At 41.0% G+C, this 14,595-nt stretch carries 13 protein-coding genes; 9 read left to right on the forward strand and 4 right to left on the reverse strand.

Translation table 11 applies throughout. The features are described from left to right. Nucleotides 1-232, reverse strand: a 232-nt coding sequence (locus HU824_RS17325) for a phage integrase SAM-like domain-containing protein (RefSeq protein WP_176468727.1), incomplete at its 3' end; no start/stop codon positions are given. A 168-nt stretch (nt 233-400) separates the two neighbouring features. On the opposite strand from HU824_RS17325, the gene HU824_RS17330 reads away from it, so the two are divergent. Then, nucleotides 401-1,939 carry an RNA-binding domain-containing protein gene (locus HU824_RS17330; protein ID WP_176469517.1) on the forward strand — a complete coding sequence of 513 codons (1,539 nt, stop codon included), beginning with the start codon at nt 401-403 and terminating at the stop codon, nt 1,937-1,939. 133 nt (nt 1,940-2,072) lie between these two features. Here HU824_RS17330 and HU824_RS17335 read toward each other — a convergent pair whose 3' ends face one another. Both HU824_RS17335 and HU824_RS17340 read right to left on the reverse strand, forming a co-directional pair. Then, complete coding sequence (locus HU824_RS17335; RefSeq protein WP_176469518.1) at nt 2,073-4,955, reverse strand: PL29 family lyase N-terminal domain-containing protein; 2,883 nt, start codon at nt 4,953-4,955, stop codon at nt 2,073-2,075. Between the two features lie 448 nt (nt 4,956-5,403). Further along, entirely contained in the window at nt 5,404-6,351 is a 948-nt protein-coding gene (locus HU824_RS17340) for a site-specific integrase (RefSeq protein ID WP_176469519.1), read from the reverse strand. Between the two features lie 339 nt (nt 6,352-6,690). Between HU824_RS17340 and HU824_RS17345 the strand changes: the two genes are divergently transcribed. From HU824_RS17345 to HU824_RS17375, 7 genes are all read left to right on the forward strand, one after another. After that, nucleotides 6,691-9,840: a PspA/IM30 family protein gene (locus tag HU824_RS17345; RefSeq protein WP_176469520.1), complete on the forward strand. Its 3,150-nt coding sequence runs from the start codon at nt 6,691-6,693 to the stop codon at nt 9,838-9,840. 77 nt (nt 9,841-9,917) lie between these two features. Then, nucleotides 9,918-10,265 (forward strand): hypothetical protein, encoded by a 348-nt coding sequence (locus HU824_RS17350; protein WP_022401132.1) that lies wholly within the window; start codon nt 9,918-9,920, stop codon nt 10,263-10,265. A gap of 238 nt (nt 10,266-10,503) precedes the next feature. After that, complete coding sequence (locus HU824_RS17355) at nt 10,504-11,631, forward strand: ATP-binding protein (RefSeq protein ID WP_176469521.1); 1,128 nt, start codon at nt 10,504-10,506, stop codon at nt 11,629-11,631. Between the two features lie 101 nt (nt 11,632-11,732). Continuing rightward, complete coding sequence (locus HU824_RS17360) at nt 11,733-12,047, forward strand: HEPN domain-containing protein (RefSeq protein ID WP_255260556.1); 315 nt, start codon at nt 11,733-11,735, stop codon at nt 12,045-12,047. Between the two features lie 22 nt (nt 12,048-12,069). Continuing rightward, nucleotides 12,070-12,228: a hypothetical protein gene (locus HU824_RS17365; protein ID WP_168354375.1), complete on the forward strand. Its 159-nt coding sequence runs from the start codon at nt 12,070-12,072 to the stop codon at nt 12,226-12,228. Nucleotides 12,229-12,497: 269 nt separating this feature from the next. Beyond that, the gene (locus tag HU824_RS17370; protein ID WP_120141287.1) at nt 12,498-12,722 is read left to right on the forward strand and encodes a helix-turn-helix transcriptional regulator; all 225 of its coding nucleotides are present in this window, start codon (nt 12,498-12,500) and stop codon (nt 12,720-12,722) included. After that, entirely contained in the window at nt 12,722-13,030 is a 309-nt protein-coding gene (locus HU824_RS17375; protein WP_176469522.1) for a HipA N-terminal domain-containing protein, read from the forward strand. Before HU824_RS17370 ends, HU824_RS17375 begins: the two co-directional genes overlap by 1 nt. A 68-nt stretch (nt 13,031-13,098) precedes the next feature. On the opposite strand, the gene HU824_RS17380 is transcribed toward HU824_RS17375, so the two are convergent. Beyond that, nucleotides 13,099-14,202 carry an ATP-binding protein gene (locus HU824_RS17380; protein WP_136011339.1) on the reverse strand — a complete coding sequence of 368 codons (1,104 nt, stop codon included), beginning with the start codon at nt 14,200-14,202 and terminating at the stop codon, nt 13,099-13,101. Between the two features lie 161 nt (nt 14,203-14,363). On the opposite strand from HU824_RS17380, the gene HU824_RS17385 reads away from it, so the two are divergent. After that, on the forward strand, nt 14,364-14,595 hold a 232-nt coding region (locus tag HU824_RS17385), incomplete at its 3' end, for a phage integrase SAM-like domain-containing protein (protein WP_176468727.1).

The following is a 14,595-nucleotide window of genomic DNA, read 5'->3' on the forward strand; positions in this document are numbered from 1 at the left end:
TGTAGGTTGACACGGTGTTCCAGCTGCAGTTCCTCTGCCTGAGGAAGTTTTCGAATCTCTTCAGCACGGTGGGGCTCAGCCTGCGCATGGGCATGGGTTGTCCCTTGTTGAATGCCGAGAATGCATTTACTGCCGATTGGTAGATGTGTGCCGTCCCCCATCTGCCGCCTTCCCGGAGTTCACCGATGACCAAGGAGAACATCTCCTGTAAGGTAATTTCATTTCTGCTCATTTCCAATTTATTTATAAAAGGGTTTATCCTGCAATATAAATAAATTAGATGAATATAAGGGAGACGAATATATTTCTTATATTTGCGAGAAACTTCGTATTGAAAATTGCAATACGAATACACCATACTGACTATACTCATTGGTGGAATTAAATAATTGAACACTATATGTCACTGCCAATAAACATAGAAGACCTGCTGCATCGTAATAAAGTGGAAAGTAATCGGGTGGAGTTCAAAAAAGGTTGGAATCCTGCGAGTATATACCATACTATTTGTGCTTTTGCCAATGATTTGGATAATCTTGGGGGAGGTTATATCATTATCGGTGTAGAAGAAGAAAACGGTATGCCTAAACGTCCTGTTGCCGGTGTGCCGACCGGACAGTTGGATAAGATACAGCAGCAGATGGTGGGTTTCAATAATCTGTTTGCTCCATATTATCTGCCACGCATTTCTGTTGAAGAAGTGGATGGAAGCAACCTTGTAGTAATATGGGCACCTACCGGTGTCAATCGTCCCTATTCAATCCGTATGGATGTGACGAATGGCAATGATAAGCGCGAAGCTTTTTATATACGTTCTGGAACGAGTAGTATTGTTGCTAAAGGTGAGGTACTCGATGAATTGCGGGATATGGCAAGCCGTGTGCCTTTTGATGGGCGTGGCAATCCTGATATCAAAGAAGAGGATATTGATTATGTATTGATTCGTGAGTATCTGCAGGAGGTGAGAAGCCGGATGGTGGGTGAATTGAAACATCTTGATACAATGGAGCTGCTTGAACGGCTGGATTTGCTGATTGGACCTACAGAGAATCGGATGATAAAGAACGTGGCTGCCATGATGTTTAGTAACCACCCCGAAAAGTTCTTTCCATATACCCAAATATCCATTGTGGTTTTTCCTGAGGGTAAGATACAGAACCCCAACCGTTTTTCAGAAAAGACGTTCAAAGGCTCTGTTCCAACAATCATCAGAGGAGCGATGCAATATTTAAAAGACGTTGTCATAACAGAATATGTCTCGAAACCGAAAGACAGGATGCAGTCGGAACGGTGGTTCAATTATCCGTATCAGGCACTTGAGGAGAGTGTTGTTAACGCGATGTATCATCGCGATTATCAGGAACAGCAAGAAGTGGAGATAACCGTAGAACCGGAAGGGATAAGAATATTAAGCCTTTCAGGACCGGACCGTTCTATATCAAACGAAGCTTTGCGGGAGTGTAAAAGTCTTCATTCACGTCGATACAAGAATAATCGCTTGGGCGATTTCTTGAAAGAACTGGACTTGACGGAAGGTCGCTGTACCGGAATCCCCACAATCCAAGATGAGCTGGCTAAAAACGGTTCACCACGTGCTTCTATCGAAACCGATGAGGAACGTAGTTACTTCCTCATGTTCATACCCGTACATGAAGGATGCGGTAATGTAGTCAGAATGAAGGACAATACCGGCACGTCACTGAATAATATGGGGCAGGATGAAATTAATGTTGCCCAAAGATTGCCCAAAGATTGCCCAAAGATTGCCCAAAGTACACTGGAAGCAATTATACAAGATCCATATATAACCATTGGACAGCTGAGTGAAGTGCTAAAACTTTCTGAGAGAACAATAAAAAATAGAATAGCGCTGCTTAAACGGGAGGGACTGATAACTCGGATTGGCAGTAGAACATCGGGGTACTGGGAAGTTGTCTAATAACGTGTAATAGTCAAGACTTGTTCTGACAGTTGGTTTATTATTGGAGGCACTATAAAAGAAGAGTGGACATAATCTCTTTGTGAGACTATATCCACTCTTTTATTTATTATCTTCTAATAACTTGTTTACTTTAGTTATTAGTGATAGTAGAGCTTACGGGAACTGTAATGAAATCAGTCTTGATGGTACCCCAACCATATTCTACGGTAACTTTAACGTAGATATTGAATGCTGAAACTTTAGTACCATTGTTCTTGTAAGTGATGAAACCATACTTAGAAGTCTTAGCATCATCACCGCTACCCATTGTGGTATATGTGTTAGCTTTCAACTCAACTGTTACAGGAACAGCCTGACGAGTACCGTTCAAGTCACATTCTGCGTTATCTACATCGGCAGTAATCTTGAATGGTCCGTAGAAGCCCCAGTAATTAGCATAGTCACTGAAGTAGCGATCACGCCAGTCGTAAGGAGCAATCAAATCTTCCAAGCGGATGAATGAACCCTTTTCACCAAAGTCAACAGCATCGATGAAGTTATCAGCAGCTTGTTCTGCAATGTTGACCGGACGGATGAAGTTAGCCTTGAAGTGATCTTTATTATCAAATGTAATAGTCACTACCTTAGTATCGTCATCGCATACACGACCAGTGGCACCAATATAAGTGTACATAGCACCAGTGTTCAACAGCTGTTTGGCAATAGCACTTTCCTTGTTATAGGTTACAGTGTTAGGAGCGGTAGAACCAGCATTGTTAATAACAGCTATCTCTTCTCTTACGTTGCCTACTGTAGCGTACAATGTCGTACCAGCCTCATCTGTAGTGAAGACTACATCAATATCACCAATCTTAGTGATATTCTTGATGTCATCAGCGCAGAAGAAGTATTCTATACCAGTCACTGCTTTGTCAAGTTTCAGTACGCCCGGAGTTCCTTCAGTACTATTCTTTGCCCAAGTTGTGAATGGAGAATTCAAATCATTAATGAATGTACAGTGAGTTGGGTCAGCATCTGTTGTAGTACTTGGTACGGCAACATTAAACTTGGTATAAGTTTTGTCTGCATCCCAATAGTTGGAAATGAAGTCTGCCTTTGCTACATTGTAAGATTTCTGGATATCTTCTACTGTAGCTTTCAGTACCAGTTCAACATAAGCACCTGTTTGATTTTCGCCTGCATAATATCTTACACGGTGAGTCAGCTGCTTATTGGCATTTTCCCACAAAGCGTCTTTAGAGATAGTCCATTTGATTACGTGAGTAGCTTGAGTTTCTGCATCTGTTGTTTCTTCACAAATACCCAAATCTTCCGGAGTCTGGTTTGCACCATAGTCGTAGAAATACGGATAAGTTGCATGGAATTGTTCTTTGCTCAAACCGATTTCATTGTACACCTGAACGTTCATATCTTTAACAGTTGACAGTTTTGAAGCTGCAGCCTCATCGCAATCGTACTTGAAGTTTTCGATAGTCAGTTCATATTGGTTAGTAACAGGAGTGCTTGTCTCATCTGCAATGAATACCTTGATGTAAGCTACCTTTACGATATTCTCACCATGCATCAAACGAACACGTACAATCGGAGTACGACCAATTGCTGCGCGGCCTTCGGTTTCATACACTTTCGGAGTCAAAACACCATCAGCCAAAGTTACGAAGTCTGCCTGATCGGTTACAGGATCACCTACCTTATAATTCTTTACCACATCGAATGCGAACTTCAAACCAAGTTTCTCCAAATCGGCAACTTTGATTTTGTCACCACCTTCACATACTAATTCATGGGCTTCTACGCATTTCGTCAAGTCTAAGCTTTGGTTGTAAACAACAATGGTATCACAGTATGTTTTAGATTCTGCCTCAGTAGTTCCTTCTTCCCAAACAATCTTTTGATTGTATGCGTCAGCATCTACAGCAGCAATTTTAGTTCTATAGTGCTCGTCTTTATCAGCGACACCTTTCTTTGCAGCTTCGGCAGCCGGGTCAGCGATAGCCAAGTCACTCAAATCTTTCTTGAATACTGTAGCATAATCAGAAGTAACATCTTCACCATTTTCTTTCTCTACATTCAATGCAAATACAGAAATTTTCTCTTCTGTAGCAGCTATTCCTTTGATATTGACTTTAACTTTCAAAATACCGTCCTTAAAGGAAACGAATTCGGGAACCATTCCAAAGTCATTGGAAGCAGCAGCACGTGAACTGATATAATCCAGATTCGGTTTCACGATGAATGAAAGTTGGTCTTTCAATTCGTCAACATTGGCGTTGGCTGGGTTTACATGATATTCAGCATAGACAACCGGGTTGATAGTAGTGCTGGTAGCTGCAGCTGTTGCTTTTTCTGCCTTGGAATCTTTATCAGACAAAGTTAGTGCATTGTAGGCATAGGAATCGTAAGTCAAACCTTGCACACCATCAACATATACCTGCGGGATAAAAACCAAGCTACGCAAGTTGTTGCTCTTTGAAATTGTGACACTGCCTATTGTACCATCAGCCTTTGTCACGTTGTATAGAATTACGTCGTTGCCATCTTCCACAGCTGTAATGCCCGTACCTTTCCAAGAGATATTGGTAGATTCCTTCAAGGTACCATCAGCATTGTAGATGTCAAAGTTCCCAGTTGTTTCATTAGGCTTATAGTAGCAACCGTCACCACCTTCTTCGCCAACGGCTTTATAAGCCTGTTTTACGTCATCTTTATACCAATAGCCATCCTCTCCGATGCTCCATACTGCAGCATTTGTACCATTTGAGCCATTGGTAATTTCATAAGAATTACCATTGCTAAGAGTAATAGTGATGCCATTTGCTCCCTTGACTACCCCTGTTATTACGCTACCGTCTGAAATCAGCTTATTAATCTGATCTATAGCCTTAGCGTTTTCATCAATTTGCTTCTGTAAGTTTTCGATGTCATCATCATAGTCCTTACAAGAAACAAATGTACCTGCAGTACCAACCATTAAGGCACTGAACAGGATTACACTTAGAAACTTTTTGTTCATAATTGAAAAAACTTTAAATTTATAAATTTAAAAAAATAAAAAGTGAATAATTTCCCATTTCGAATTCCTTTTTCGCACGCTTCTTCTGTTGCCAAAAATTCCGTTACTTCGCAGGTAACGGGAAACCATACTAAACAATTATGCAAAAAGAGGTTTAAGATAGTTGCAATACCTCTATAATTGTTTATAACATTTTAAATGATGAAAGATGGGGGGACGACTTATCGTTAGAATTCCAATAATAGGACTGAGAGGTAAAGTCGAGATGTGGGAATATCAAAAGGCTTATAGGATAAAAAAGCGTTAAAGCGTTATTCTATAATATCTTAACTTGCATAGGGGCTGGTGAGATACAAGTAAGGAGACTCTTCCCTTCAAGAGACATCTCTTGCGGGAGGAATAAATATGGACACACATAGGCTATTTTATCAATAGAAATAAAAAAAAGCTATCCCGAGATTACATTACTTTTTACAAAAGAAATTACCTTCTCATTTGCCTCATCAATCTTCTTGTCGTTGAAAGGTTTAAGATAGGTTTCAGTAACATTTATCGATGAATGTCCCATCGCTTCGGAAATAATGCCAGGGTGAATCTCACAATAATACGCCATTGTAGCCCATGTGTGGCGGGCGGAATACGAACTAAGGTGTGAAGCCATATTCAGATGTATTTTCAAAGCCGACAACTGATAGTTAAAGCGCCTCAAGGCTGATTGATACTCTTTGTAAGCCGCCTCAGTACCATCCTTGCTATGCAATATGGGAAATAAATAAGGTGAATCCTCGTCTTTATTAGATACCATGCGCACCAGCTGTAAGGCTTCAGGAGGCAGAACTACCCGTAAAATACGTCCGGTCTTTCTTCTTCGATAGGACAATACATTGCCTTGCAGGTCTTTCTTGTGCAAAAAAGCCAAATCGACAAATGGAAGCCCACGCATCATAAACATAAAAACAAATAGCATTTTGGTCATTTGGAGGTTTGAGGAAGGAATCCCTTCGGACAATTCCATTTCTGTGCCGCGAACTAAAGCTCCTATATCCGAAGCTTCCAATGCTCTTTTCTTGTCAGCTTTAGTTCCTGTATATACATGTTCAAACAATCTGGGGGTATATCGGATATACCGTAAATCTACAGCCCGGTTGTAGGCCGAACGGATGGCTTTCATATAAGTGGAAACGGTGTTCCAACTGCAATCACGTTGACGCAGGTGCATCTCAAAACGTTTCAAGACCACTGGATTCAATTTGCGCAGATGTAAATTCTGATGGTTGTTAAACACGGAAAACACATTCAATGTAGATTGGTAAATATGGGCTGTTCCCCATCTCCCATTTTCCCGAAGCTCTCCAATAATAGTTGACAGCATTTCTTGCAAGGTAATCGCTTTCATCTTTAATTTTAATTATACATTCTCTTATTAATAATATGTATAAGCGCAACTCCTCTATAATACAAAACACATACGCAAATGCACTAATAATTGGGGCGAATAGCAATCCCATTAACAAAAAAGTGCGCTTAGATGCAGTTTTTTCGATTAATTATAAAAAAACAGTATTATTATTTGCTCATTTATAGAAAAACGCTTATGTTTGCACGGAAAATCCATCCGTTACCTGCGAAGTAACGGAATTTTTTAACAAAAAGCATTGTGGGAAAAGGAATGCCGGAAATGAGAAATTATTCACTTTTTATTTTTTTAAATTTATAAATTTAAAGTTTTTCAATTATGAACAAAAAGTTTCTAAGTGTGACCCTGTTCAGTGCCTTGATGATAGGTGCGACAGGAACGTTCACGTCTTGTAAGGACTATGATGACGACATCAAGAACTTGCAGGAACAACTGGACAAGAAAGCTTCACTTGAAGAGCTGGCTGCGAAAGTTTCGACTTTGGAGACAGCTGTCAACGATGCTAAAACAGCTGCCAACGAAGCTAAGGACAAGGCTCAGGAAGCTTTGGACAAGGCCGGTTCGGCAGAAGGTGGTGTTTCTGATGACGATTTGAAAGCTCTGAAGAAAGAACTGCAAGACCAAATCGACAAGTTGGCTTCTTTGGACATCGTAAACCAAAAGATTGCAGCTCTGAAAGAAGAACTGAAAGGCGATTTCGTTACAGACGAGAAGCTGAAAGACTTGGCTGCTGAAATTGACAAGGTAAGCGCTGAGGTGATGTCCCTGATTGGTCATCGTCTGACCAGTTTGGCCGTAATTCCTACCAGCCACATCAACGGTATTGCTGCCATCACGCTGACTACCCTGCAATATACTCCGCAGAAGTATCAGGCTATGACTAAGCATACAACTCAAGACCACGCTACAACTCCGGTTTTGGACCACGTAAACGCTGCTGCTACAGCTAATTCTATCTCTACTGATTACAACGAGGCTTATTTCCATGTAAGCCCCAGCGTAGGTGTTCGTACTTCAGATATTGAATTGCCCTCATTCGATTGCATCACATCTGAAAATATCATGACCAAGGCTACCGGTGCTGACATTAAGACTAACAGCCCGATTCAACCGGTTAAGTACGAAATCAACAAGGACGTACTGACTGTAAAATTCAAAAAGACAGTCAAGGGGTCTATCGCTGCAACGACTGCCGGCGACAAGGAAAAGTTCTACATGGCATCTTTGAAAGCTCCTATCGCTGCTGAAAACTATACAGCTGCCGAAAAGAAAGCTTTTGACGAACAAGGCACTAAGGTGTATGTGAACTCTGAATATGTACGTCTGCACGAAGAGGTTAAGGTTCCGTATCTGGTTAATAGCAAAACTGACTTTAACAAGACTATGACCGGTAAGTTTGCCGATGAAATCCAGAACGACGGCAAAGAAGACTTCTATGTACACTATCATGACTCTGTATGCGTATACGAATCTAAAGCCAACGAATATGTAGACGTTAAGCAGCCTTATAACGAGCCGCTTGACCTGAAGAAATTGGTGAAGGTTTGTGTAACAGACGCTAAGGATGCTAAAACCAACCATGCCAACCATGCAAATCTGGCAAACTACAAAGATTATGGTCTGACATTCCGTTTCTATATCCCTACTGCTCCTTATAACACATTGGGTGGTGCAGACGGTAACACTAACAAGACAGACCAGCAGAAATTTGCCAAGCTGGATTCTCACGAAAACGGTATCATGTCTTCCAAGGTTTACACCGTCGAAGGTACTTCTGCAACAGCTGTAGGTCGTGAGCCTATCGTTCGCGTAGAACTGGTGGATACAGTAAACAATGCTTTGGTTGCCATGCGTTATCTGAAAGTGAAATGGGTGAAAGAAGCTGGCGAGAGAGAACTGTCTCATGCTTTTGCTGATTCTATCTATTACTGCAGCAACTACACCGGTCGCATCGGTACTCAGGAAATGAATGAGGATATCTACGACAAGGCTAAAGAAGGTGGTATGACCAAGCAGGAATTCCACGCTGTTTATACTGAGTTTGAAGGTACAAACGGTGAAGGCCAAGGTACGGCTTCTGTGATTGCCAACTCTGAAACTGGTGTAGAATCTTACAACATCATCTGGACACTGACTCATGCAGACATCGTTAAGAAATATCCGAACTGGAACAACCAGGAAAAGATGAACTTCAGCAAGGTTTGCTACTACTCTGATCCTACAGGTGCATATCCTACATTGAAGATTACTCTGACACGTACTATCTACAAACCGGTATTCAACCTCTGGGGTTACGATGGCCGTTACTGGAAGAACGACAATGAATGGTCTACATTCAATGTAAACCCGATTGTTTACAATACAGAAGAATCTAACCCGGCATGGGCTGCCAATACAGAGAACAACCCGACATGTAATATCTATACAGACTTGCTGAACGGTTTCCTGAACGACGTTGGAGTTAAACCGACAACCGGTTTGGGTGGTGCAATCTGGTATGAAGATGCATTGCGCGCTGATAAGAAATTCTTCTATTCCGGATTGTATCCTTATACTACTGGTCATAAGGGTGTGAAAGGTGGTGCTTATTCAGAAGAAGGTGCCCGCTTCGTATTCGACAAAGAAAAATTGGAAGCTGCCAATTCTGCTTACAAGTACGAATATTTCAACGGTACAAGCGTTGTTGAAAAGACTGCGACTGTAAGTCCTGACGGAACAATCCTGTACATCGACGGCAAGAAAGCTGCTGAGATTGTGAACTACGCTCCCAACAAACTGGATGCTAACGAAATCACTTACAACATCAAGTTGGAAGAAGCAAATCCGACTCACGCACCGCGTAGCGGCGACGCTCCGACAGAAGCTGCCAAGGCTCTCGTAGGTAAGTCTGTTCCCATCAAGTTGGTTGCCGATGTATGTTATGACGACGCTTGCGCTACAGCTCCTCTGTTGGCTGCTGCTCACACTGCAACTATCAAGGAATATGACGCATTTATCATTGAACCGTTGACAGTAATTACAGGTGAAACTGAAAACTTTACTGATGCAACTGTAGGTGGTAGCACAATCGATGTTAAGGGTGCCTTCACTTATGTTTCTTGGAATGCTGACGAATCAGGCAAAAAGTATATTGTAGCCAATACCACTGGGTTGCAGAAAGAATTGTGGGAATTCTACGAAGTAGTTCCGGGCGAATGGATGACAGACCAAATCAAGTCTAACTTGCAACTGGTTAACGGCAACTTGGTTCCGACTGATGGTGTAACAAACGGTCCTCTGCCTTCTAATACTAAGGTTGTTTACAACCAAGCAGATGAAACTCTGACTTACAACAACTACAGCGGTACTCCGGTTAACTGGGATTACAAATTGTTCATCCCTGTGAAGTTCGGTTACAAGTGGAAGACATTCACTTTGACATTCGAAGTTGATGTTAAGAAGAACTCTGGTACTCCTGCTCAAAGATAATCATCACTGCAGATAACTAATAAAAGAGAGTGTTTCCGGAAAAGAAGCACTCTCTTTTCTATAAAAACAAAAGAACAATGAGACGAACGATTTTGGCTATGTTGACAATAGCTTTCGGTTTTTTATATTCTTGTACCAATACTAACAGTACAGAGTCTACTCATTCTTTCGCCGGTACATTCATAACGGAAAATGGCGTAAGGTTTGAACTCCGTGCAGACTCAACCACCCTCATCACTTTCTCTGATTCAGTGAAATATGAAGGTACATGGAAGTCTTGCAAGGCCGAAGACCACTTAGAGTATGCCAATATCGAATTTGGAGGTTATCAGGAATATTATTATTTAAAAGATGAAAAGCTTTACCGAAGTGAGCGCGAAATGCGCCACGATGCTTTGGGAACAAAAGTGAAATATCAGGAATAAGCTGAAGAGTAAAATATTTGCATAGAAGAGGATTTTCCCGGACGGAATTTCCTCTTTTTCATTATTCTTTTTCTTTTCATCACAATCCACTTTCTGAAAAACAGGTCATCCAATTCATATCCCTCGTTGTATATCATTATGTCCATGAGTTTGCCTTTAGCGTAATTATCATTTTATGATAATCAATTAATGACGAATATGATATTTTTTCTATATTTGCCTGTAAACAAGTAATTATATGAAAAATCCATTTGTTACAAACGGCTATGTATCACCGGAATATTTCTGTGACAGAGAGAAAGAAACGGCTAAAATCGTCTCACTTTTGATGAATGAGAATAACATTGCATTGATTTCCCCACGCAGATTAGGCAAAACAGACTTGCTGCGGCATTGTTTTGGACAGTCGGAAATCAAGGAGCATTATCACACTTTCATCATCGACATCTATGCCACAAGTTCTGTACGCGATTTTGTGAATGTTTTCGGCAAGGCTGTGCTGGATGAACTGCGTCCCAAAGGAAAATCCGTATGGAGTGCCTTCTTGAATGTACTGGCCTCCCTCCGTTCTGAAATAACATTCGATATGAATGGACAGCCTACGTGGGGAATCGGACTGGGCGCCATAACCAATCCCTCTGCAACATTGGATGAAATATTCTCCTATCTGAACAATGCCGGAAAACCTTGTCTGATTGCTATCGATGAGTTCCAGCAAATAACCAAATATACAGACGACCCCAACATAGAAGCGGCATTACGGACACACATACAACGCTGTTCCAACGCGCACTTTGTCTTCTCCGGATCTCATAGGCATCTGATGGGGGCAATGTTTACTTCTCCGGCACGTCCATTCTATCAATCAGTTACATTAATAAACCTGCCTCCCATTTCTGTTGACAAATACGCAGAGTTCTGTCTTAAGAACTTTGAACAGGCAGGCAAACGTTTAGATACATTAGTGGTAACAGAATTATATGAGCGCTTCAATGGCATAACTTCGTATATGCAAAAGGTCATGAACATTCTATTTTCCATGACCGGAGCTGGAGAAATATGTATTCCCTCAATGATAGATATTGCCATTAACGACCTTCTGGACTTTTCTGCTGATACATACGATGCCTTGTTATATCAGATGCCCGAAAAGCAGCGAATTGCATTTATGGCAATCGCAGCAGAGGGAAAAGCCAAGGCTATCTCAAGCGGTGACTTTGTACGCAAATACAGGTTGCAATCTGCCAGTTCCGTCTCTTCGGCAGTAAAAGGACTACTGGAAAAAGATTTTATTACGTATGACAAAGGCATCTATCAGGTATATGATCAGTTCTTTCAACTTTGGTTGCAGAGGAATAAGCTTTAATGGTTTCTTTCTTGAATCTTATATTCATTCAATTTATTTGTATAACTATCTTTATTCTAAAGACTCGAAATACGGATAGTCAAGTAACCTATTGGATTGCGATGTCAGATTATGATTTGGAAACAGCGAATGCAATGCTGCTTACAGGCCGTTATCTCTATGTCGGTTTCATGTGCCATCAAACAATAGAGAAAATTCTCAAAGCATATTGGACTAATTGCTTAATGGAAGTTCCTCTAAAGATACATTCACTATCCAGACTTGCGGAGAGAACGGGATTGGACAAGCAATTGTCAGAGGAGCAGTTAGACTTTATAGACAAGCTTGAACCTCTTAATATAGAAGCCCGTTACCCCTCTTATAAGGAAAGATTAATGAAGAGCTTAACCAAAGAAAATACTGTGCTGAACTTCTGAGCCAAACTAAAGAGTTGCAATTATGGATAAAGAACAAGCTATAAACCTTGCCAAACGCTATAAGGAAATGGTAGCGGAGAAGTTACCATTAAAGGCCCTTTATCTTTATGGTTCGTACAGTAAAGGAAATTATAGAGCCGGTCCTACTTACAGAAGATATGGACAATCCTCTTTATTGTGATATTAGAATGTTACAGTAAAAGACATCTGGGGCTATACAAAGAAAGCTGATATCAATGTAACAGTTAAACCAAATTCTGCAAACTAAAATATAAACAGAATCGGTCTAAGCTTACAAATAGTAAAGATGAGTTAAGGGTGTGCCATTTTTAGCACACCCTTTCTGTATTCTCCATGTTTCATCATTACTTTGATATTTCAGTTAATTTATACCCGAAAAGATATAATCTCTTTCTCCTTTAATCTTTTTATACCCTTATGGGTGTAATAATGGAATATACGGAACAAACAACATTATCCAAATATGTAAAAGCAATGCGTAAGCAGCACAATCTGACCCAAGTGGAACTTTCGGAAAAGTCAGGGGTAGGCTTGCGCTTTGTCCGTGAATTGGAACAAGGCAAACAGACGCTGCGGTTGGACAAGGTAAACCAGCTACTGTCTTTGTTCGGCAGCGAAGTTGGCGCAGTACCTATAACTAAAACTGACGAATGATGAAGCAGGCATTGATAAATCTCCGAGGAATAAAAGCCGGTATCCTCACAGAGGATGAGGATGGCTATACCTTCCAGTACGATACGGAGTTCCTGCAGTCGGATGTTGCAGAAGCTGTCAGTCTCACATTACCCTTGACAGAGAAAGCCTATCACGACAAAGTGCTGTTTCCTTTTTTCGACGGGCTGATACCCGAAGGATGGTTGCTTGACATTGCGGAAAAGAGCTGGAAAATAGATGCACGTGACCGAATGGATGGAGTTCATCAGTCTCTCTTTTCTACCGGAGGAGATGCAAATATCATATAAAGACATGATAAGCATAAAACTCAATATGCTGAAATGATACGAAACCCAACAAGGATTTCCTCTTTCTATCACCCTTCTCTCTTTACTTCAATCCACCTTCTGAAGAAAGGGTCATCCAGTTCATACCCCTCATTACGTATCACATATCCTTGTTGTCCAAGTCGCTTCAAACTACTGAAAGCAGTACTTGGAGAATCAATACCGACAGCTTGTAGAAAAGGAAGGCTGGACGGAGTCCCCATCTGCATAGTTAAGCCTATCAAAACTTTTTTATCTGTTTTATTGAAAGTGCTCCATAAACGTTCATAATCCATATCGTGTACATGGGTCAACTCTGTAATGGCAGTTTCTACCAAAGTATCACTATAACCGTTTTGTTTCCAGTTATTCCATGTCTGGTAAGCCAGTTGCTGGGTGTAATAGGGATGACAATTGGTGAACGACAGAATGCTGCGGCCTATCGTTTCAGCATCCATATCCTCACCCAAGAGAAGAAAGCCATTCTTGAGAAACTCATAGAAGTCATCTTGAGGAATCTTACCCAACTTCATCAAATATCCAAAATGATAGAAAGGAGATTTCTTTTTCTCAAAGATTTCCTGCATCATCGATTCCTGGCTACCTAAGAAAATGTAGTTGGCATGATTGTAAGTCTGTAAAATAGACCTCAATTTTTTATCCAGACTCTTGTCCAATGTACGTATTTCTTGGAATTCGTCCAGTACTACAATCGGTTTCTTATGTGGATTCTTCATGCCCAGTTTATCAATCAGTGTGAATACATCCTCCAGCAGAATGAAACCATCCATTGACGGCTGAAATGAAACTTCTATGCCATCCGTCATGGGATTGGTTGAAATGGTAGGAATAAAACGAAAGTGAGTGATGAGATGTTTCAGACGTTCCATAGGATATTGTTGAAGCACAATCCGCAATAATCGAGCAGCAAAGTCGGCTGTGTCTGTTACCAACTGCAGGTTCAACTGAAAAACGGGACGTGACAACCCTTTCGTTACTTTTTGAACGAGGCTGGTCTTGCCGAAACGTCGTGGGCTAATAAGTATCAGGTGATTCTCACTTGCAAGTATCTCTCTTACTTTTTCTTGTTCCGCTACTCTATCCGTAAAGTATTCACCGTCTACAATCGTACCGAATTTAAATGGATTATTCATATTGCGACTTTTTTCAATGCGACTTTTTTCGCAAATATAAGAAATATATTTGAGTTCATTCTGAAAGACTGGCTAAAATGAAGAAATACATTATAAGCTTCTGTTTTTCTTCATTTTATTGTATATACTTGTAAAGTAAACCTTTTATAAATAAATTGGAAATGAGCAGAAATGAAATTACCTTACAGGAGATGTTCTCCTTGGTCATCGGTGAACTCCGGGAAGGCGGCAGATGGGGGACGGCACACATCTACCAATCGGCAGTAAATGCATTCTCGGCATTCAACAAGGGACAACCCATGCCCATGCGCAGGCTGAGCCCCACCGTGCTGAAGAGATTCGAAAACTTCCTCAGGCAGAGGAACTGCAGCTGGAACACCGTGTCAACCTACA

Source organism: Bacteroides sp. L10-4 (assembly GCF_013373675.1).
Taxonomy (GTDB): Bacteria; Bacteroidota; Bacteroidia; order Bacteroidales; family Bacteroidaceae; genus Bacteroides; species Bacteroides muris.

Coding starts and splice junctions, on each gene's coding strand:
- HU824_RS17330 (WP_176469517.1), top strand. CDS start 401: ATGTCACTGCCAATAAACATAGAAGACCTGCTGCATCGTAATAAAGTG.
- HU824_RS17335 (WP_176469518.1), bottom strand. CDS start 4,955: ATGAACAAAAAGTTTCTAAGTGTAATCCTGTTCAGTGCCTTAATGGTT.
- HU824_RS17340 (WP_176469519.1), bottom strand. CDS start 6,351: ATGAAAGCGATTACCTTGCAAGAAATGCTGTCAACTATTATTGGAGAG.
- HU824_RS17345 (WP_176469520.1), top strand. CDS start 6,691: ATGAACAAAAAGTTTCTAAGTGTGACCCTGTTCAGTGCCTTGATGATA.
- HU824_RS17350 (WP_022401132.1), top strand. CDS start 9,918: ATGAGACGAACGATTTTGGCTATGTTGACAATAGCTTTCGGTTTTTTA.
- HU824_RS17355 (WP_176469521.1), top strand. CDS start 10,504: ATGAAAAATCCATTTGTTACAAACGGCTATGTATCACCGGAATATTTC.
- HU824_RS17360 (WP_255260556.1), top strand. CDS start 11,733: ATGTCAGATTATGATTTGGAAACAGCGAATGCAATGCTGCTTACAGGC.
- HU824_RS17365 (WP_168354375.1), top strand. CDS start 12,070: ATGGATAAAGAACAAGCTATAAACCTTGCCAAACGCTATAAGGAAATG.
- HU824_RS17370 (WP_120141287.1), top strand. CDS start 12,498: ATGGAATATACGGAACAAACAACATTATCCAAATATGTAAAAGCAATG.
- HU824_RS17375 (WP_176469522.1), top strand. CDS start 12,722: ATGAAGCAGGCATTGATAAATCTCCGAGGAATAAAAGCCGGTATCCTC.
- HU824_RS17380 (WP_136011339.1), bottom strand. CDS start 14,202: ATGAATAATCCATTTAAATTCGGTACGATTGTAGACGGTGAATACTTT.